Origin of the sequence: Gordonibacter sp. Marseille-P4307 (assembly GCF_900604965.1) — a bacterium.
In the GTDB taxonomy this organism is placed as follows: Bacteria; Actinomycetota; Coriobacteriia; order Coriobacteriales; family Eggerthellaceae; genus Berryella.
The window spans coordinates 329,199-347,976 of the sequence record NZ_UWPD01000001.1 but is presented as its reverse complement, the minus strand read 5'-3'; the positions used below and the strand labels follow the sequence as shown (position 1 = coordinate 347,976).

Genomic DNA, 18,778 nt, shown 5'->3' with positions numbered 1-18,778 from the left:
GGGTTCGCATGGATTACGGCTGGGCAAATGCGATCGAAGAGTTTCCGCTGGTGCTGTTCACCACGCTGACGCCGTCTGCGGTGGTGGCGTACCTCATCGTGGCCATCGGAACGCTTGCGCGCGGCCTGGGCGGCGCGGATGATCCTGCGCGGGCGAAGCTGCGCAACGCGCTGGTGGTTACGCTGGTCCTTGCGTCGGTCGGCCTGATCGCGGCGGCCCTTCATCTGGGCAATCCGGCAAACGCCCTGTACGTGTTCGCGGGCGTGGGGCGCTCCCCTCTGTCCAACGAGGTTGTGGCCGTCATCGCGTTTCTCATGCTGTCGGGAGTGTTTTGGATGCTCCAGTTTGCGGTAGAGCCCCATAGGGTTGCCATGACGTTGCTGTATGCCCTGATCGCAGTGGCGGCGGTTATCGTGATTGCGCTGATCGGGTACGCTTACCGCGTCGATACGGTGCTTACCTGGGCGATGTGGCACGTGCCTGCCTCTATAGCGCTTAACGCCCTTGTGGGCGGCGTGATCGTAGCCGAGGGCGCGCTTGGCTTGTTCGAGGTGCGCCCCGTCGGGGCGTTTCGCAGCCCCGTGGCCGTGGGAGCGATGCTGGGCGTTGCGGGGGCCTTGTGCGTGGCAGTGTACGCGATGCAGGGCATGGCGTACCCGGAAATGAGGAATGCGTATGGGACGGCATATCAGCTGGTTCCCCTGTACGGCTGGGGTCTGTGCGCGTTTGTGGCGCTCGAGTGCTCTGCTGCGGTGATCGCGGTGCGAACGTTGGGCGGCGTTTCGTCGCTTACGCGGAAAAGAGCGCGGATGATCGTTGCGATCGTTTCTTCGTATGCGGGCATTCTGGTGATGCGCTTCATGTTCTATATGAGCCATCTTACGGTGGGGCTGGGGTTCTAGAGAGGCTTACCGTCCCCGCTCCCGCCGACGAGTGCGAAAGCTGTGCCGGCGGGGTCGTTCGAGCTTGCCTGATGATGCTAGACGGCCTCGAGCGCTTGGGCGATATCGGCGATAAGGTCGCCGGTTCCCTCGATGCCGCACGAGAGGCGCACCAGATCGGGCGTGATGCCGCAGGCTTCGAGTTCCGCATCGTTCATCTGGCGGTGCGTTGCGTTCGCGGGATGCAGGATGCATGAACGGGAGTCGGCTACGTGGGTTGCTATGGCGGCGATTTTCAGCGCGCTCATGAACCTCTCGGCGGCCTCGCGCCCACCCTCGAATCCGAAGCTCACCACGCCGCAGCTGCCGTTGGGCAGGTATTTCTGTGCCAGCGGATAGTTCGGATCGGAGGGCAGGCCGCAGTAGCGCACGAAGCGGATCTTGGGGTGCTTTTCCAAAAACTCGGCAGCAGCCTGGCCGTTTCTGCAATGCTGAGCCATCCGCACATGCAGGCTCTCAAGGCTGGAATTCAAAAACGATGCGTGCTGCGGCGACTGGATGCTGCCCAGATCGCGCATCAGCTGAGCCGTCGCCTTCGTGATGAAGGCTCCGGCCAGCCCGAACTGCTCGGTGTACACGATGCCGTGGTAGCTCTCGTCGGGTTCGGTGAGCCCGGGAAACTTGTCGCTATGGGCGTTCCAGTCAAACTTTCCAGCGTCGATCACGGCTCCGCCCACCGTGGAGGCGTGTCCGTCCATGTATTTGGTGGTCGAGTGCGTGACAATATCGGCACCCCACTCTATGGGGCGGCAGTTCACGGGCGTGGCGAAGGTATTGTCTACGATCAGCGGCACTCCGTGGGCGTGGGCTGCTTCAGCGAACAGCTCGATGTCCAGAACGTCGAGCGCCGGGTTCGCGATGGTTTCTCCGAATACGCACTTGGTGTTCTTTTGGAACGCGGCGTCCAGCTGCTTGCGCGTGCAATGTGCATCGACGAACGTGACGGATACCCCCATGCGCGCCATCGTCACTTTGATCAGGTTGTACGTTCCTCCGTAAATGGCGCTGCTGGCGACTATGTGATCTCCTGCGCTCGCGATGTTGAACAGGGCGAAAAAGTTGGCGGCCTGTCCCGAGCTGGTAAGCATTCCGGCCGCTCCGCCTTCGAGCTGGGTGATCTTGGCGGCCACGGCATCGTTGGTGGGGTTTGCCAGGCGCGTGTAGAAGTAGCCGGCTTCGGCGAGGTCGAACAGCCTGGCCATATGCTCGGACGTATCGTATTTCCAGGTGGTCGACTGGTAGACGGGAACCTGGCGGGGCTGTCCGTTTTCGGGCTGGTATCCGCCCTGCACGCAGGTTGTTTCTATGCTTTGGCTCATGGGTTCTCCTGATTTTCGGTTGGATCCGACCGCTTCATTATAGGAAGCACCGTCTCCTTCAGCCTCTGCGAATAATCGCATGGGCGTTATCGAAAAGTCAGAACGCACGGCTGCGGCGCGCGGTTTCGACGTGCGCATCGCTTCGTCGGTCGAGCGTTTCGGAAACGATGCCTTCCGAAAAGATGCCGAACAGGTTTCAGTACCTTAACTTATTGTCAAGGGGTCGGTTTTGCGGTCGGGGGAGGGTCGAGGAAGCGGGGATAATCGATTGCGTTATCCGAATCTGAACGATCTCTTTCAAGGAGTATCGATGAATAATGTACTGATTGTCTGCGGTCATCCCGATCTGCAGAGCTCCGCAGCCAACAAAACCGTTCTCGAAGAAGCGCAGGCGCGCATTACGGGCGTCGTCCTGGATCGCATTGCCGACCTGTACCCCGACGGCATGATCGATGTGCAGGCCGAGCAGCGGAAGCTTTTACAGGCCGATGTGGTGGTGCTGCAGTATCCGCTGTACTGGTACGGCATGCCCTCGATCTTGCAGCGCTGGCTGGAGACGGTGTTCCAGCACGGTTTTTCGCACGGCCGCACAGGCGGGAAGCTGCGGGGAAAGAAGCTGGTGGCGTCGTTTACCATGGCGGCGAGCGAATCGCAATGCGAGGCCCAGGGCTTTGAGCCCGGCCAGCTGATCGACACCCAGAAGCGCATCGCACGCTATGCGGGCATGCTGTGGGCGGGGTTCGTTGCAACGGGAGGGATCTTCTCTATTCCCGGAGGGAGCGAGGCTGCGTTCGAGCAGGCCAAGGCGCTGGGTGCCGATCATGCGGAGCGTTTGGCCCGCTTGATCGAGACGCTGTAGTTTCTCTCTTTTTGCGGGCGTTGGGGTCGCGCGCTCCGGGTTTCTGCCGATGAACGGAAGAAACCCGGAGCACAGAGAGGGCTTTCCGAGGCCACGAGAAAAGCGCGCCGGGATGAGTGCCGCTTCCAGCGGTGGGATCTTATTTCGACCCCAGGGTCTGACCGACTACGTAGCCTTGAGTGTAGTTGTGTCCAAGATTGATCCCGAACACGGTGAGCGGGTAGTCGATGCCACCGTAGAAACCGCCCGACACGTTGCCGATGGCGTAGAGCCCTTCGATGGCCTCGCCCTCGGGGGTAACGCACTGCAGGTTGTCGTTCACGCGCACCCCGCCCGAAGCGATGGAGCTCATGCGCACGTGACGGTGGGTGCCGTAATAAGGCGGTACGTCGATCTTCTTGAGGTATTTGGCGGGAAGCCCGAAATCGGCGTCCGACCCCTCATCGCACAGTTCGTTGAAGCGCTTGATCGTTTCAACGAACCGAGCCACATCGGTGATCTCAAGCTTTTTGGCGAGCTCTTCGAGGGTGTCGGCTTTGAACGTGCCGATGAAGCTTTCCAGAACGCCTTTGCGCTCGATCTTCTCTTCGGGCATCCAGTTCTTCAGTTCCTCGGGGTCGATCAGCTTGCCGGGGAATTCCGCTGCCTTGGACATGTATTCGCTGTCGTAGATCTCGACGTAGTTCCCCTGGTCTTCTTCGCTTTGGAGGTAGCAGTTCATCAGGGACATCTCGGTGGTTTCGCAGCAGAAGCGCTCTCCGTTCATTTTCATGCGCAAAAACGGCATATCGCACATCGACGCGGGGCCGGCGTCGAAGTCGTGCAGCATCTTGGTGTGTGCGATGTTTTCCATGCAGCCGCCTGCCCACACGATCATCTTCTGTCCGTCACCGGTGCGCCCAGACTGCTTGGGTCCCATATGGCGCATATCGGGCAGGTAGTAGTTCAGCATGTCGGTGTCGTTTTGGTAGTCTCCCGTTGCTACCACCACGCCGTTATTCGCATTAAACTGAAGGTAGGTCTTGCCGCTTTTCGCGATCACCCCGGTAACCTTGCCGCTATCGTCAACGACCAGCTGCTCGGCTGCGCAGCTGTAGAAGATCTCGACCCCGGCCTTTTCGGCCACGGCGCACAAAGCGATCATTCCGTCCCCCACGGTGTAGGGTTTGGGGCCGAAGTACGAGGTGACAAACGACAGGTTGTATCCGAACTTCGCCAACATGGGCTTGTGTTGGATGTTGCCCTGGTCGACAACCTGCGCCCCTCCCTCGGCGGAGCGCTCGATAACCCACTTCACGGCTTCGCCCGATTTCTCTGCCCACATTTGCAGGAGCTTGCGGTTGGGGCGGTGCTGGGATTCGTGCATCATGAGGTCGATGAGGCTGGCGACGTCGGCGGGATCGCTGTTGGCCAGGTCGATGCCCGATCCCGAATTGCCGTACGCCGAAGCGGTGGGCTCCTTCTGGATGAGAGCGACCCTCGCTCCCTTTTCGGCAGCGGCGAGGGCGCAGGGAACTCCTGGTGCCCCGGCGCCGATTACGACCACGTCGTAGTCCTTGGTTTCCTTGATATCGGCGATGGCTGCGGGCTTCTCGAAGAAACGGGGGAGGCCGGTGCGGTCGTGTCCGGCCGAGACGGTCTTTTCCGTCGCTGCATCGCCCGCCGCGTTTTTCGATTTGCCGCCTGTGGATTTGGGGCTGCACCCATTCAGCGCCCCGGCTCCGGCTACGCCTGCGGCTGCAATACCTCCGAACTTGAGTAGATCGCGTCTGCTGATTCCCTCTGACATGCTGTGATCCTCCTTCAAACCGCCCGGCTACTTCGTCCCCTTCGCCAGGGCTTCCATGCCCGCAACTCTATGACCCTGTGCCGCGATCGTCTTTCCCCCATATGAATCCCAAGGGGGGTATTTGCATCACCCTGCTGCAATCACCCCCTTCCGACGTGCGATAATGCGCTCGAAAACGTACAATGACACGGATATGGGGAAGAAGAAGGAGCGGTGCGATGGATAAGCACGTGGCGGAGGTTTGGGATCCGGATCTTTTGATCTCGCCTCCCTCGTCCGAAGGCGCACGTCTTCCGGGGAGCCGCCTGCTCGATACGATTCCCTACGTGCCCTTGGCGTTCGTTGGGTTGGGCTTGTATCGGGCATGGATCGAGCTTGTGTTCGTGGGCTCGTTCGTGGAGTTCCCGTTCGAGGCGTTTGCCGGACATGACGTGTACGACCTTGCGATGATCGTCGTGCTTGTTTTGAGTGCGGCGTTTCACAGGGCGCTCGAACCTCTCATCGAGCGAAGCGCGGCGTTCGCGGTGGTGGCCGTGTCCATGGTGTCCAGCACATGCCTGGCATGGCTGAGTGTGGCGATGCCGTCGTCGGCATCATCGGTTGCCTTTCCGGCCACGGTGCTGGGCGGTATCGGAACCGCGTTCATCATTCTCCTGTGGTCCGAGCTGTACGGATGCCTCAGCCCGTTTCGCGTGGGGCTGTACTACTGCGCATCCATAATCGTGGCGGCGTTCGTCATTTATTTCTGCCGCGGATTGGCCTACCCGTGGTTGTTCGGTACATCGGCCCTGATCCCGATAGTGTCTTTGCTGCTGTTGGCGATCGGCTCTATGTCGCTTACGTCCGAGGAGCGCAACCACATATCCTCGCGATCGTTCTCGTTTCCCTGGAAGCCGACCCTGCTTATGGCGGTGTATGCGTTTGCGTACAGTCTTCGGGAGGAAAGCCAGTACGCAAGCTCGTTCGGGCCCCATTCGGCGTTCGGGACGCTGTTCATGGGCATCCTTTTGTTCGTGATGATTCACCGCCAAGGCAGGGACTTTCAGTTCGCCACGCTGTACCGCTTCGCATTACCGCTGATGACCGGCGCGTTTTTGGTGGTTCCCGCGTTCGGTTGGTTTAATGCTCAGGTGTCGGATTTCTGCGCGACGGCAAGTTACACGGCGTTCTCGGTGCTCATCATGATGCTTATGGCCTCGATGTCGTATCGCTACGGGATATCGGCGCTCTGGCTGTTTGGCATCGAGCGTGGTGTGCGGGCGGCGGTGGCGCTGGGCGGGCGGCAGGTATCCGAGGGCATCATGTCGCTCAGCGGTGGCTCCGATGCGTACAGCTTGGTGATAGGCTCTATAACCGTTGCGATGGTGGTGGTGGGAACGGTGCTGTTCATGAGTGAGAAGGACTTCTTCGCGCGGTGGGGCGTGTCTTTCAAAGACGAGGATCCTGAGCCTGATGAATCTAATGCCCATCAGGAGCGACGCGTTCGTTCGGGGGAGATGGCCCAGTGTTACGGCCTATCTCCCCGCGAGCTTGAAGTGGCCCAGCTTCTCGCGGAGGGAAAGACCGGGCCGCAGGTGCAAAGCGAGCTGTTCATCTCGAAAGACACGGTGAAGACGCACGTCAAGCACATTTATCGAAAAATGGGAATCCACTCCCGAGACGAGCTGATCGAGCGATGGTCGGACGTGGCACCCGTCAAGTGAATCGTCGCCTCCTGCGGTTCGGTTTGCTGGTAGACTGCGGATAATACCGCGCGGGCTTTGCGCTCGCCGCACGACGAAAGGCTTTTCATGGTTCTCTCCGATCGCGACATCAAAGCCCAGATCGCCGCCGGGCGCATCGGCATCGATCCGCTCGCTCCCGAAAACATTCAACCGGCGTCGGTCGATGTGCGCCTGGGATCGAATTTTCGGATCTTTCGCAACTCGTCTCACGCGTTCATCGACCCCCTTGTCGATCAGCCTGGACTTACCGAGGAAATCGAGGTTGAACCGGGCGGTGCGTTCATTCTCCAGCCGGGGCAGTTTGCTTTGGGCACGACGTTCGAGTGCATTTCGGTGCCCGACGACATTCTGGGCAAACTCGAGGGCAAAAGCTCGCTGGGTCGCATGGGCCTCATGATCCATTCGACGGCCGGTTACGTCGATCCCGGCTGGGTGGGCGAGATCACGCTCGAACTCTCCAACGTGGCAACCCTGCCCATCGTGCTTCATCCCGGAATGCGTATCGGGCAGATGTCGTTCGAGCGCATGAGCTCACCGGTCGAGCGTCCCTACGGCAGCGCGGGGCTGGGAAGCCACTATCAGGGACAGCGCGGGGCATCTCCTGCCCGCAAGCTGTCTTAGATTCGGCGATTTATAAGGACGGTGAGACTTGCTTCGGCGGACTCACGGAGCCGTTTGCCTTCCGATACACGGTGATTGCCTTTAACGGGGTCGCGCTTCTTTCTATTGACATGAGGAAACGCGGTTCTATGATAAGAATTGGAATTCGTTTTCAGTTTGGATCGCAACGATGGAACGCAGGCGTACATACGATACGAAGCAGAAGCGGCTGGTGCGCTCGGTGCTCACCCAGGCTCCCGATCGGTACTTTTCGGTCGATGAGGCTCATTTCAACCTCGTGGAAGCCGGAGAGTCGGTAGGCAGGACCACGGTGTACCGGGCGCTCGAGGCGCTGGCCGACGACGGCTTTGCGGTGAAGGTGTTCGGGCCGGCTGGCGGCGAGGCGCGCTATCGGCTTGCTCCTCAGGCTCCTCGAGCCGCAGGTCAGCTGCTTTGCCTCGATTGCGGTCGCGCACTTCCCCTCGATTGCGGCATGCTGGACGATTTCTCCCGGCATGTGCAGAACCACCATGGTTTCGAGATCGACACGTCTCGCACGGTTCTGTACGGGCTGTGCTCGGGCTGTCGAAGCCGACGGTCCGATTCTTCGATCGAGCGTTAGAGGAGAAAACAGGGGATTCGGTCTCATCACGCGCAAGGAGTTCATCGGTTCGCTCATCGTTTCGTCCATGATGGTGGTTCCGGTGGCATGCGCATTGCAGGTTGCCCGCAGCTGGCATCAGATGTATGCCGTTTCCGCCCTGGTGGGTGTGGTCACCACCGTCGCGGGCATCGTCGTGTCGTACGCGTTCGGGCTGAAGCCCGGTGGAACCATCGTGCTGATGGCGGTGGCTCTGTTGTTGGTTGTCCTGGTGGCGAAGGCCGTGCTTTCTCGCTTGCGGCCAGCGGCGGTAGGAAGAAAGGCGCCGATCGGCCAAGGTGGCAGCCGGCGTCTTGGACAGGGCCGCTAGCCGGTGATGATACGAGGCAGCGGGATGTCGTGGGGCTCGACGGGCAGGCTGGAGCAGCGCTGTTCGACGAACGCGAATCCGACCACAACGGCATTGGGGCGGGTTTCGGCGAGGAGGCGGTCGTAGTTTCCGCCACCGTATCCCAGGCGGTTGTTCTTCTGGTCGAATCCAACCAAGGGGACGACCACGGCATCGAGGTCTTTTGCTTCGGCTGACTGCAATCCCAGCCGGACAAGTTGATCCCGTGCGATCGATTTTGCCGGAGAGGTAAGGAAGGGCAGGCTTCTGTTCCGATACGGTTCCGCCATCAGCCGAACGAATTCCATACGGATGCGAGGGGATCCCGACGGTTCCGGCGCGTCTTTCACCATGACGGGGAAAAAGCAGCGCCACCCCCGTTCCATCGCTTCGAACGCGAACCGGTCCAGCGACGGCTCGCTTCCCATGGCCGCATACAGGGCTACCGAAGGCGCGTGGCACCCTTCGAGCGGACCGAGCTCACCGAGGCGTTCCAGGAGGTAGGCGGAAAGCCGCCCGCACATCGAGATGCTGCGTGTGGCGCGATCCGCTTCGTCGATGCGATTGCGACGGTCTATCAGCATGCGGCGCAGGGTGGTTTTTTCGGAACTGCGCGGTGGTTCTTCGGCGCTGGTATCGCTTTCCATAAGGGTTTCTCGTTTCGGTGAAATAAGGGTCGCGTCATGCGAAGGGGACGCGGCGTTCATTTTTAACCAGGGCCCGCTTCCTATTTTAAGCCCAATGAAGGCTGAGGGGTGTTGGATCATACGGCTTTCGGCGTGTTTGCGTGGCGCATTATGGAGATTATCGGAGAATCGATCGGCCATTTCATTTAATGGAAACGTAACAAGACATACGGTGCATTATGATTCCCTGATGGTCCAAAGGCGATCGAGACGAGAAGCGGTATGCGCGCAATGCGGTGAGGGTCTGCGCGATCCGCGCTAGGGGATGCCTCGGGTTTCCCGAAAGGGGACTTCCGGTTGGCGATAGATGTGGAAGGTGGCAGCTGATGAAGCTCAAGGCTTCTATCGATTACGGCGTTCGCGCCATGATGTATCTTGCGATAAAGGGCGGCATCTGCTCTTCCAAAGAGATTGCCGAGCACATGGATATTCCGCGCGATTATCTTATACAGCTTGGTTTGAAGCTGCGCAACGCCGGGCTCATTAACGCTCGTCCTGGGAAGAACGGCGGATATACTCTGGTCAAAGATCCTGCCGAGGTCTCTATTCACCAGATCGTCGCCGCATTCGAAGAGACATACAAAGACCCGCGCCATCCTTTGACGGGCAAGCATGTTGAAGACATTATCGGGGGCAAGGTGGCGAACGCCTATGCGCTTATCTCGTCGAGCGTCGATATGTTCCTTGATCGGGTGACCATTCAAGATCTTTTGGATGCGGGAGAGACGAAGGAAGACAAACGGGCGTTCTTCGAGCGCATCCAAAGCGAATAGGCTGCCTTAGGTGTCCCACAAAATAGTTTGTGGGACACAGATGAGCGTTAAACCTCAATACCCTCCGCGATATTGAGCAGTTCTGTGAACACGAAGATCGATGGCCTTTGCTCGGCGTGCGGGTATAGAGCATTGTCGATAGAGTATAAAAAAAGCCAAACAAACGTTTGGCCTGCGGTTTTTGGTGGTGCGCCGTGAGGGATTCGAACCCCCGACGTACTGATTCGTAGTCAGTCCCTCTATCCAGCTGAGGTAACGGCGCACATCGAAACAGCGAAAGCTATTATACCCGTAACGAACCGGGAGTCAACATGCCATTTGTATTTTTTGAATTCAGCCGCATGGGCGGTGCATAACGTTTTCGCCGAACGCAACGCGCCGACGTGGTGAAGCGGTTCGCTGGGCTCCTTACCGACCGGGATGGCGATCGAGGTCTGATCGATACCCTGGTCTGATAGCATGATGCTATATCGGAACGGGGCGCCTGTCTTTTTCGTCCCGTCCCTCTGAGCTAAGGGGAATCGTTATGGACCAGCAGCGCGCATTCGAGCTTTACGATCGATTCAACGAGGTTAACGGCATCGATCTCGAGGCATTCTCGCATCTCGACATCAAGCGCGGGCTGCGCAACGCTGACGGGACCGGGGTGCTGGCCGGCGTGACGAACATCTCGAACGTTCACGGCTACCTGGTTTCGGACGGTTCGCGCGTTCCCGACGAGGGCTCGCTGTGCTATCGAGGCTTCGACATCTACGACTTGCTGGGCAGCGCGGAGGAAAGTGGGGACGACGATCGGCGCTTTCGCTTCGAAGAGATCTCCTATCTGCTTCTCCTTGGCGATCTGCCCACGCGCGAGCAGCTTGATGCGTATCGGGCGGTTCTCGACGGGCAGCGCGAGCTCCCCGATGGCTTCACCGCTTCGATGATCATGCGCAACACGCCTCCCGACATTATGAACGTGATGTCGCGGTCGGTGCTGCTGCTGTATGCCTATGACGATCAGGCTGAAGACCGATCTCCCATGCACGAGATCGCGACGGCTGTTTCGCTTATCTCGCGTCTTCCGCGCATCATGGTGCTTACCTACCACGCTCAGCAGGCGCGCTACCATAACGGGTCGATGATCATGCATCGGTTCGTTCCCGGTCAGTCCACGGCCGAAACCGTGCTTTCGATGCTGCGTCCCGATCGCTCGTTCACCGCCGACGAGGCGCGCATGCTCGACATCATGATGAGCCTTCATGCCGAGCACGGGGGAGGCAATAACTCCACGTTCACCACGCGTGTGCTGACCTCGGCCGATACCGATGCGTATTCCGCATACGGCGCGGCGATGGGTTCTTTGAAGGGACGGCGCCACGGGGGTGCGAACCACCAGGTGCGCGCCATGCAAAACGAGATCAAAAAGAACGTCGCTCATTGGGACGACGAAGGGGAGGTAGCCGACTATCTGCGCAAGATCGTGAATCGAGACGCATACGACCGAACGGGCCTGGTGTACGGTATGGGTCATGCGGTGTACACCAAGTCGGATCCCCGTGCGGTGGTGTGCAAGCGGTTCGCCGAGCAGCTGGCGCGCGGTACCCGGTTCGAGGCCGAGCTCGAGCTGCTGAAGTCTATCGAGCGTCTCACGCCCGAAGTCATGCGAACCGAACGAAACTCCAAGAAGGCCATGTGCGCAAACGTCGATATGTATTCCGGGTTCGTGTACTCGATGATGGGTATCCCCGAAGAGCTGTACACGCCGCTGTTCGCTTGCGCGCGCATGGCGGGCTGGGCCGCCCATCGATTCGAAGAGATCGTGTCGGGCAAGCGCATCATACGTCCGGCGTACAAGTCCACGCATGCGGCAAAACGCCTCTACCTTCCTATCGATCGGCGATAACGACCGGATCGCAGCCGTTTTGAAGGCGCTGCGCGAACGCGAAACGCCCCCGCTTCCTGGAAAGAAAGCGGGGGCGTTTTTGGGGGTCGGTATTTTGCTCGATCGGGATCGAGCAAACGCTAGTCGTTTCTGCGCGTTCCCTTGTGTTCCTTGGCGATTGCGGCGACGACGCCCGACATCGCGACGAGGGCGATTACGTTGGGAAGAACCATCAGCTGATTGAACAGGTCGGCAAGCTCCCAGACCAGTTCGTTGGAAGCGAGCGAACCCAGGAAGATGAACATCAGCGCAACGACCGAGAACACGTTCACGGCTTTTTTGCCGGCCTTGGGGAACAGGTATTGCACGTTCAGCTTCGCAAACAGATTCCATCCCAGAATGGTGGAGAAAGCGAACATGAACAGGCAGATGGCGACGAAGATATTGCCCCCCTGCGCTCCCAACAGCGTACCGAATGCGGCTTGGGCGAGGTTGGTCTTGCTCAGACCGCCCGCCACGGCGGCGGCGTAATCCTGGGCGAAAGCTCCGTCACCGACGAACATGGTGGAGATGACGACCAGGGCGGTGATGGAGACGACCACGATGGTGTCGATGAATACGCCCACCATGGCGATGACGCCCTGCTCGTGAGGTTCGGAAACCTTCGCCATAGCGTGAGCGTGCGGGGTCGAGCCCATGCCCGCCTCGTTGGAGAACAGGCCGCGCTTAGCGCCCTGAGACAACGCTGCGATCAAGCCGAAGGTCATACCGCCTACCTCGGCGGCGGGATTGAAGGCGGACTGGAAGATCAGAGCGAACGCCGGCCCAACGTTTTGCCAGTTGGCGATAAGGACGACGATGCCGCACAAGATGTAGATGATAGCCATGACGGGCACGATCTTTTCGGTCACCGAGGCGAGTCGCTGGATGCCGCCCAAGAACACGAATCCGGCCAGCACCACAACGACCAAGCCGATGATCCAGGTGGGGATGTGGAAGGCGTTGTTCATGGTTTCGGCGATGGAGTTGGACTGAACCATGCAGCCCATGAAGCCCAGCGCCAAGATGATGGCGATGGCGAAGAACCCGGCCAAAAACCGGCCGAGCCTACCCGTGAAAGCGGTGGTGATGTAGTACGCGGGGCCGCCGTGCACCGATCCGTCGGCGTCTACCACGCGGGTCTTCTGCGCCAAAACGGCCTCGGCGTAGTTGGTTGCCATACCCAGGATGGCGATGAGCCACATCCAGAAGATGGCGCCCGGGCCGCCCACGATGATGGCGCCGCAGGCACCGACGATGTTTCCGGTTCCCACCTGGGCGGCGACGGCGGTGGCAAGCGCCTGGAACGAGCTGATTCCCCCCTCTTGCTTACCTCCGCGCAAAGAGAACCCGCTGAACATGCGGGACAAGCCTTCGCCGAAGCGGCGGAACTGAATGCCGCCGGTGCGAATGGTGAAGAACAGGCCGGCCCCTACCAGAAGAAACACAAGGACGTAGTTCGATAGGTACGAATTGATCGTTTGAACGACCGGGAGAAGCACTGCTTCCAAGGTTGCCCCCTTCGAGATCGCGAACACTCGAGGGAGATTCCTAATGAAGATGAAGACGAGTATGCGGCGCTGGATGTGCGTAGGCACGGCTGCAAAAAAGTCTCCGTCGGTTTGCCTGAGAGATTCAGCTGCGGATGCAGCCTTGCACCTTCGGCATTCATTTAAGAATTTTCCAGAGTGTTCTCCGCTTCCAGTTTCGGCGACGTCGATTCAAGAAGCTTCACTGAACTTATGGATGGCAATTATGATTGCGCCGCTTCGGGGTTGCAATACCTCATTTTGCCGAACGGCGGTTTTTAGCCCGGCGGCGATCTTGCGTCAGCTGAGGGCGTCGGAGCCGGTATAGGCGCGGAACTCGTGGATCAGTTCGTCTTGCAGCGCCCCAAGGTTTTCAGGATCGCGCCCGCCCGCCTTCTGCCCGTCGATCGAGCGCACGGGTAGGCAGAACTTGGACGACGAGCTGATCAGGATCTCGTCGGCGTCGTAGAGCCTATCGAGCGTGAAGGCCCGCTCGATGACGGGGATGCCCAGACGGTAGCAGGCTTGGATCATGTGGGTTTTGGCTATGCCGCGCAGGATGTGCTCGTCGTTGGGGTGCGAGTAGAACACACCGTTTTTGAGGATGGATACGTTTGAGTGGGAGCATTCGGTGACCACGCCATTGCGGTGCAGGATGGTTTCGGCGGCATCTCGTTCGCGGGCCATTTGGCTGTACAGGACGGCGGGAAGCAGGTTGAGCGTTTTCACGTTGCCGTACTCGAAGCGCTTGTCTTCGGTGACGGTCACGTTCACGGGAGTGCGGATGCTCCCTAGACTCTGAGGGCGGATGAGCACCCACAGCTTGCCCTTCATAGCGGGATCGTATACATGATCGCGCATGGCTACTCCACGCGTGACCTGCCAGTATACAAAATGGGTGTCGCCGTCTACCTTCGCCAGAAGATCGAACAGCAGCTGTTTCAGCTCGTCTTTGCCCGAGGGGATGGCGATGCCGAGGGCCCGTGCGCTTGAGTAGAAGCGATCGAGGTGGTCTTCGACGAGGTAGGGTACGCCGTTGGCGCCCATCGTCGCTTCGTACACGCCGTCGCCGAAGAAATGGGATCGGTCGTTGAACGGAACGGTCACTTCGTCGACGGTTCCGATGTTGCCGTCGTAGTAAGCGAGGTTTTCCACAGGCGTATCCTTTCGATCATAAAAAAAGCGCCCCGACCAGGGACGCTTGCAATTCTGGCGGAGGAAGTAGGATTCGAACCCACGATACCTTTCGGCATAACAGTTTTCAAGACTGCCGCCTTAAACCGCTCGGCCATTCCTCCAGATAACAGATGCATTCGATGCGACGGGCGGATCGGTGAGCGGTGCGCCGCCAACCCTTCGAAAGCGTGTCAAAGAATACCATATATAATGGCGCCATGACCGATGAAGACTATATGCGCCTTGCAATCGAAGAGGCTCGGAAAGCCGCCGAATGCGGCGAGGTTCCCATCGGGGCCGTGGTGGTGTATGCGCCCATCGACAAAGGAACGAGGCGGCCGTTGGCCGAGCCTCGGGTGGTCGCCCGTGCGCGCAACTGCCGGGAGGCCGACAGGGACCCGTCGGGGCACGCCGAGTTCAAGGCCCTGATGGAAGCCGCGCGCCAGCTTGATGCGTGGCGGCTGTCGGGCTGTACCGTGTACGTTACGCTGGAGCCGTGCATCATGTGCGCGGGCCTTATGCATCAGTCGCGCGTCGATCGATGCGTATTCGGGGCATCCGATCCGAAGGCCGGCGCCCTGGGATCGCTTTATCGGGTGCATGCCGACGAACGGCTCAATCATAACTTCGAAGTGGTTTCCGGCGTGCTGGGAGAAGAGTGCGCCGAGCTGCTTACCAGGTTTTTCGCTGAACGGCGGGAGAAGCGGGGGAGACAACGTGGCTAGGGTAGACCAATCGGAGGGGAGCGTCGGCTCGCCGTCCGGGGCCGGATCGGCCCGGGAGCCGTCCGAATCGGGAGATTCGGGATGGATCGAGCTGGTTGCTCCCGCGAAGGTGAATTTAGTGCTCGACGTGGGCGATCGGCTCGAATCGGGTTTCCATCGGGTGTCTACGATACTTCACGCGCTGAACCTTCACGATACGGTGCGCATGCGCCGCACGGTTGGCTTCGAGGGCGGGGGGCTGTCTGCGATCGCCGAGGTGAGGGCGAGCAATGATGTCGAGGTTCCCGCCATCGCGCCTGCCGACAATCTGGCTGCGAGGGCGGTAATGTCGCTTGCGCGCAGGCTGGGTCGTGCGGAAGACGAGCGCATCGAGATTCTGATCGATAAAAGCATCCCCGTTCAGGCGGGACTTGGCGGCGGGTCGTCCGATGCGGCGGCGGCGCTTGCGGGCGCTTGCGCGCTGTGGGACGTCGATGCCGGATCGCGCGCGGTTTTGGACGCGGCTTGCGAAGTGGGAAGCGACGTTGCGTTCTTCCTGCAAGGCGGTTGCGCTGCGTTTTCGGGGAAGGGCGATCGGTTCGTGCGATCCCTGCGCCCGTCGAAGTGCCCGGTGGTGCTGGTGAAGCCCGATCGAGGGGTTTCAACGGCTGCCGCCTATCGGGAGTTCGATAAAAGTTCCGCATCGGCGCACCATGTCCATCGGAGGGTCCTCGATCGGATGGAATCGGCTGACGATGCGGTGCTGCTGAACAACCTCGCCGCTGCGTCCGAGGCGCTGGAACCCGAGCTTGCCGAAGTTCGCCGGTGGCTGGAGGTCCGGTGCGGCGAGGGGCGCGTGCTTCTGTGCGGGAGCGGCTCGTGCACGTTCGCCCTGTGCGAGGGGTTCGACGAGGCGGATGCGATTTCGATCGAGGCGCGCAGACGCGGATGGTGGTCGTGCGCGACTTCTCTGGGGTCGCTGAAGGCGGCGGTCGTTCGCTGAACCGCCGGGTTTCGCGCAGGCCACCTCGTTCGGGTTCCGGTTATGTTTTTGCGTTGCGCGGCAGATGCAAGTCGGGTATCATTCTGCTTTGCTCATGGAGAAGTGACCGAGAGGCCGAAGGTGCTCGCCTGCTAAGTGAGTAATCGCCACAAGCGATTCTAGGGTTCGAATCCCTACTTCTCCGCCAGCGTGTTTTCGCGCTCCCGTTGTCGGGGGCGCGTTTCTTTTTTCCAGGCCGGGTTTCGCGCAGGATTCGGCTGTGCCCGTCTCGATTCGATCAATTTGACAACAGGTTCTCCATTAGGCGTGAAATGGGCCATCCCCGCGCTCGAGATCCGTTCGCATAGCGTAGAATCATGGGCGATGCGCGTATTTCATCGCTGCTCAAAGAGCAAGGAGTTGTCATGACCGACAAAAGCAATATCGTCCTTATCGGCATGCCGGGCGCTGGCAAATCGACGCTGGGCATCGTTCTCGCCAAGATCCTGAACAAGGATTTCGTCGATGCCGACCTTCTGATCCAGAACCAATCAGACAAGACGCTGCAAAAGATCATCGACGCGCTGGGCCCCGAAGGGTTCATCGAGGTCGAGAATGCCGTTCTCAGTGGGATTTCGGCCACGAACTCCGTTATCTCCACGGGGGGTTCGGCCATCTATTCCGACGAGGCCATGAGGCATCTGGCGGAAATCGGCACCATCGTGTACCTCCAGATCTCTTACGACTCGCTCAAAACGCGCCTGGGCGATCTGCAGGAGCGCGGCGTGGTGCTCAAGAACGGCGTGAGCATGAGCCTTCACGACCTCTACGACGAGCGTAAGCCCCTGTACGAGAAGTACGCCCAGATAACCGTCAACGTTGACGATCTGACTATCACCGCCGCGGCTCGCAAGGTCGCTTCCGCGGTGGAGTAGCGGGGCCGACGAAGCGTGGGTGCCGGAATCCGCAGGAACGGGCTCGACCTGAAAACGACGTTGAAGCTGGCGCTGGGCTTCGCGTGCATGATCGCGTACAGCCGCATGCTTTCCCAGGGCTTCGTGGGTTACCTTACCCAAGGAGGGGCGGCGATCGCCGACCCCTTCTACGCTGTGCGCCTGGTTGCCGAGGTGGCGGTGCTGCTGGTTTTGGCGATCGGGGGCTACCTGCGTAAGTTTTCGGTGACCACCGGCGTTTTCTTCATCTGCACGGCGGTTATGACCGCCGCTACCATCGCGGTGGCCGCAACCGACGACCTCGGATCGGCGGGCGCTTCGCTGTTCTTCGCGGCGGGGGCGGCCAACGCCGTGGTCATGTACGTATGGCTGCTGCTGCTCAGCCGCTTTTCCATGCTCCAGATCATGGCGTCCACCCTTGTCGGACTCGTTATCGCGGGTGCGATCATCGAAGGGTCGCCAAGACTCGGTGAGGAAACCTGTTTGGTCGTAGCCGTGCTCTGCGCATTTTCGGCCGGTTCTTTGGCGCTGAACCTCGATCCCCGCCTCGAATCGGCGAAAGCCGACGGAATGCCGGCCGGGGTCCTTCCCCGCATCCCCTGGTTCAGCGTGCTGCTCATTCTTGCGAACGGCATGCTGGGCGCTATGCTGTACACCATTGCGAACCGTCGCCTGTCCTTGGTGACGGATGGGGCGAATTACGCCGTGTTCGCGGTGGGGGCGGTTCTCACCATAGGCTCCGTCGCCTTCATAATGCTGAAGCGCCGCGATTGGATCCATATCGTGTGGGTTCCTCCGTTCGTGCTGCTCTCGGTGGCCATCGTGTTCTCCTGCTTCGTATCGGACGCGTCGTCTCAGGCCTTCCTCGGCTTTCTTCTGGCGGCCGTTTTCTGCTTCCGGTTCCTGTACTGGATGGTGTTCCCGTCCATGTTCTCCCTGCTGAAGGTGCCGCGTGCGTTTTTGGCGGGATTGCTGCTGGTGGCGGTCAACGGGTCGCTCGCCAATTTCGTCGGGGCGAACATCGGGGCGCTCTTGCCGATGAACATTCAGGTCATCAGCAATGCGGGGTGCGTTATCGCTGCGGTTTCGGCGCTCGTGCTCGCCGGCGCCATGACGCTTAACCGCGAGGTGAACCTGCGTCCCTACGAGATCGAGGACGAGGATGGCGCTTCGCCTTCCTCCGTATCCCGTGTGCGGGCGGCGGGCGCGGAACCGGATGCCGATCGGCTTGCATCCGCTCCGGCAGCAGCGGGTTCGCAGGCGGTCGAGCCGCTTTCCGGCGAGGTTCCGGCTGCGGCGCCCAAGACCCCCTCTTCGGAAGAGGCGGGTCCGAAGAAGGTGGATCCGGCTTTGTCGGATACGCCGGCAATCGAGGCGGCGCAGCGGCGGGAGGAAGATGCCCAGAGCTCGATCGCCGATCAGCTGAAGCAGCGCGTCGACGACGTGTCGGAGCGCTACGGCCTGACGGCTCGGGAGTCCGAGGTGGCCCTCCTTACCGCGCAGGGTTTTTCGTGCGCCTATATTTCGGGGAAGCTGGTTGTGTCGAATTCGACGGTGCGCTATCACCAGCAAAACGCCTACCGCAAATTAGGGGTTCACTCGCGCAACGAACTGATCGAGTTCGTGAACCGTGTGAGCGAAGATTAGCCGCACTGCTCCAAAGGCGGCCGAAGCAGGTGCCGGCATGGATGAATCCTTCTCTCCCGCATTTGGGCGCACCCTGTTGTTTTTACCAGCTTCGCCTGATGGGAGGCTGTAGAGTGGCTTGTCGTCGATCCTGTTAGTTTTGGCAGTTTTGCTTCGAGGGGGCTCTCGGTAGTATACGTTGCCGAGAGTGCCGTATTCGTGCGC

At 60.1% G+C, this 18,778-nt stretch carries 18 protein-coding genes, 3 tRNA genes and 1 riboswitch; of the genes, 14 read left to right on the top strand and 7 right to left on the bottom strand.

Features of this window, described 5'->3' with window-relative positions; translation table 11 throughout:
• Positions 1-8: 8 nt before the first annotated feature.
• On the top strand, positions 9-902 hold the full coding sequence (locus EIH26_RS01610; RefSeq protein WP_124060462.1) for a DmsC/YnfH family molybdoenzyme membrane anchor subunit: 894 nt from the start codon (positions 9-11) through the stop codon (positions 900-902).
• Between the two features lie 77 nt (positions 903-979).
• Here EIH26_RS01610 and EIH26_RS01605 read toward each other — a convergent pair whose 3' ends face one another.
• The gene (locus EIH26_RS01605; protein WP_124060461.1) at positions 980-2,260 is read right to left on the bottom strand and encodes an O-acetylhomoserine aminocarboxypropyltransferase/cysteine synthase family protein; all 1,281 of its coding nucleotides are present in this window, start codon (positions 2,258-2,260) and stop codon (positions 980-982) included.
• Between the two features lie 79 nt (positions 2,261-2,339).
• Here EIH26_RS01605 and EIH26_RS08580 point away from each other — a divergent pair, with 79 nt between their 5' ends.
• Both EIH26_RS08580 and EIH26_RS01600 read left to right on the top strand, forming a co-directional pair.
• Positions 2,340-2,468: a hypothetical protein gene (locus tag EIH26_RS08580; protein WP_255409461.1), complete on the top strand. Its 129-nt coding sequence runs from the start codon at positions 2,340-2,342 to the stop codon at positions 2,466-2,468.
• 102 nt (positions 2,469-2,570) lie between these two features.
• Complete coding sequence (locus tag EIH26_RS01600) at positions 2,571-3,119, top strand: NAD(P)H-dependent oxidoreductase (RefSeq protein ID WP_124060460.1); 549 nt, start codon at positions 2,571-2,573, stop codon at positions 3,117-3,119.
• Positions 3,120-3,258: 139 nt separating this feature from the next.
• Here the strand turns inward: EIH26_RS01600 and EIH26_RS01595 are convergent, their stop codons facing one another.
• Positions 3,259-4,908: an FAD-dependent oxidoreductase gene (locus tag EIH26_RS01595; RefSeq protein WP_124060459.1), complete on the bottom strand. Its 1,650-nt coding sequence runs from the start codon at positions 4,906-4,908 to the stop codon at positions 3,259-3,261.
• Between the two features lie 218 nt (positions 4,909-5,126).
• Here EIH26_RS01595 and EIH26_RS01590 point away from each other — a divergent pair, with 218 nt between their 5' ends.
• The 4 genes from EIH26_RS01590 (at position 5,127) to EIH26_RS08575 (ending at position 8,203) form a co-directional block, all read left to right on the top strand.
• On the top strand, positions 5,127-6,611 hold the full coding sequence (locus tag EIH26_RS01590) for a response regulator transcription factor (protein WP_124060458.1): 1,485 nt from the start codon (positions 5,127-5,129) through the stop codon (positions 6,609-6,611).
• 87 nt (positions 6,612-6,698) lie between these two features.
• A complete protein-coding gene (gene dcd, locus EIH26_RS01585; protein WP_124060457.1) occupies positions 6,699-7,253 on the top strand; it encodes a dCTP deaminase in 555 nt (184 codons plus the stop codon).
• Between the two features lie 169 nt (positions 7,254-7,422).
• Positions 7,423-7,854, top strand: coding sequence for a Fur family transcriptional regulator (locus tag EIH26_RS01580; RefSeq protein WP_124060456.1), 432 nt, complete (start codon positions 7,423-7,425; stop codon positions 7,852-7,854).
• Complete coding sequence (locus EIH26_RS08575; RefSeq protein ID WP_124060455.1) at positions 7,748-8,203, top strand: metal ABC transporter permease; 456 nt, start codon at positions 7,748-7,750, stop codon at positions 8,201-8,203. Before EIH26_RS01580 ends, EIH26_RS08575 begins: the two co-directional genes overlap by 107 nt.
• On the opposite strand, the gene EIH26_RS01570 is transcribed toward EIH26_RS08575, so the two are convergent.
• Positions 8,200-8,868: a 5-formyltetrahydrofolate cyclo-ligase gene (locus tag EIH26_RS01570; protein ID WP_164470941.1), complete on the bottom strand. Its 669-nt coding sequence runs from the start codon at positions 8,866-8,868 to the stop codon at positions 8,200-8,202. The two genes, EIH26_RS08575 and EIH26_RS01570, sit on opposite strands and share 4 nt — an antisense overlap.
• A 365-nt stretch (positions 8,869-9,233) precedes the next feature.
• Here EIH26_RS01570 and EIH26_RS01565 point away from each other — a divergent pair, with 365 nt between their 5' ends.
• Positions 9,234-9,680: an Rrf2 family transcriptional regulator gene (locus EIH26_RS01565; protein ID WP_124060453.1), complete on the top strand. Its 447-nt coding sequence runs from the start codon at positions 9,234-9,236 to the stop codon at positions 9,678-9,680.
• Positions 9,681-9,865: 185 nt separating this feature from the next.
• Here the strand turns inward: EIH26_RS01565 and EIH26_RS01560 are convergent.
• A tRNA-Arg gene (locus tag EIH26_RS01560) sits at positions 9,866-9,942 on the bottom strand.
• 264 nt (positions 9,943-10,206) lie between these two features.
• On the opposite strand from EIH26_RS01560, the gene EIH26_RS01555 reads away from it, so the two are divergent.
• Positions 10,207-11,565, top strand: coding sequence for a citrate synthase (locus EIH26_RS01555; protein ID WP_124060452.1), 1,359 nt, complete (start codon positions 10,207-10,209; stop codon positions 11,563-11,565).
• Positions 11,566-11,684: 119 nt separating this feature from the next.
• Here EIH26_RS01555 and EIH26_RS01550 read toward each other — a convergent pair whose 3' ends face one another.
• The 3 genes from EIH26_RS01550 to EIH26_RS01540 all read right to left on the bottom strand — a co-directional run bounded on the left by EIH26_RS01550 (position 11,685) and on the right by EIH26_RS01540 (position 14,410).
• Positions 11,685-13,085, bottom strand: coding sequence for a sodium:alanine symporter family protein (locus EIH26_RS01550; protein WP_241152818.1), 1,401 nt, complete (start codon positions 13,083-13,085; stop codon positions 11,685-11,687).
• 102 nt (positions 13,086-13,187) lie between these two features.
• A riboswitch (glycine riboswitch) is annotated at positions 13,188-13,280 on the bottom strand.
• Between the two features lie 132 nt (positions 13,281-13,412).
• On the bottom strand, positions 13,413-14,267 hold the full coding sequence (locus EIH26_RS01545) for an aminotransferase class IV (protein ID WP_124060450.1): 855 nt from the start codon (positions 14,265-14,267) through the stop codon (positions 13,413-13,415).
• 55 nt (positions 14,268-14,322) lie between these two features.
• Positions 14,323-14,410 (bottom strand) — tRNA-Ser (locus EIH26_RS01540).
• Positions 14,411-14,506: 96 nt separating this feature from the next.
• Here EIH26_RS01540 and EIH26_RS01535 point away from each other — a divergent pair.
• The 5 genes from EIH26_RS01535 to EIH26_RS01515 all read left to right on the top strand — a co-directional run bounded on the left by EIH26_RS01535 (position 14,507) and on the right by EIH26_RS01515 (position 18,574).
• Positions 14,507-15,013 (top strand): nucleoside deaminase, encoded by a 507-nt coding sequence (locus EIH26_RS01535; RefSeq protein WP_124060449.1) that lies wholly within the window; start codon positions 14,507-14,509, stop codon positions 15,011-15,013.
• Positions 15,006-15,995 carry a 4-(cytidine 5'-diphospho)-2-C-methyl-D-erythritol kinase gene (ispE, locus tag EIH26_RS01530; protein ID WP_164470940.1) on the top strand — a complete coding sequence of 330 codons (990 nt, stop codon included), beginning with the start codon at positions 15,006-15,008 and terminating at the stop codon, positions 15,993-15,995. The genes EIH26_RS01535 and ispE overlap by 8 nt, the downstream gene beginning before the upstream one ends.
• 96 nt (positions 15,996-16,091) lie before the next feature.
• A tRNA-Ser gene (locus tag EIH26_RS01525) sits at positions 16,092-16,182 on the top strand.
• A 217-nt stretch (positions 16,183-16,399) separates the two neighbouring features.
• Positions 16,400-16,909, top strand: a complete 510-nt coding sequence (locus EIH26_RS01520) for a shikimate kinase (protein WP_124060447.1) — start codon at positions 16,400-16,402, stop codon at positions 16,907-16,909.
• Positions 16,910-16,924: 15 nt separating this feature from the next.
• Positions 16,925-18,574, top strand: a complete 1,650-nt coding sequence (locus tag EIH26_RS01515; RefSeq protein WP_124060446.1) for a helix-turn-helix transcriptional regulator — start codon at positions 16,925-16,927, stop codon at positions 18,572-18,574.
• Positions 18,575-18,778 lie beyond the last annotated feature (204 nt).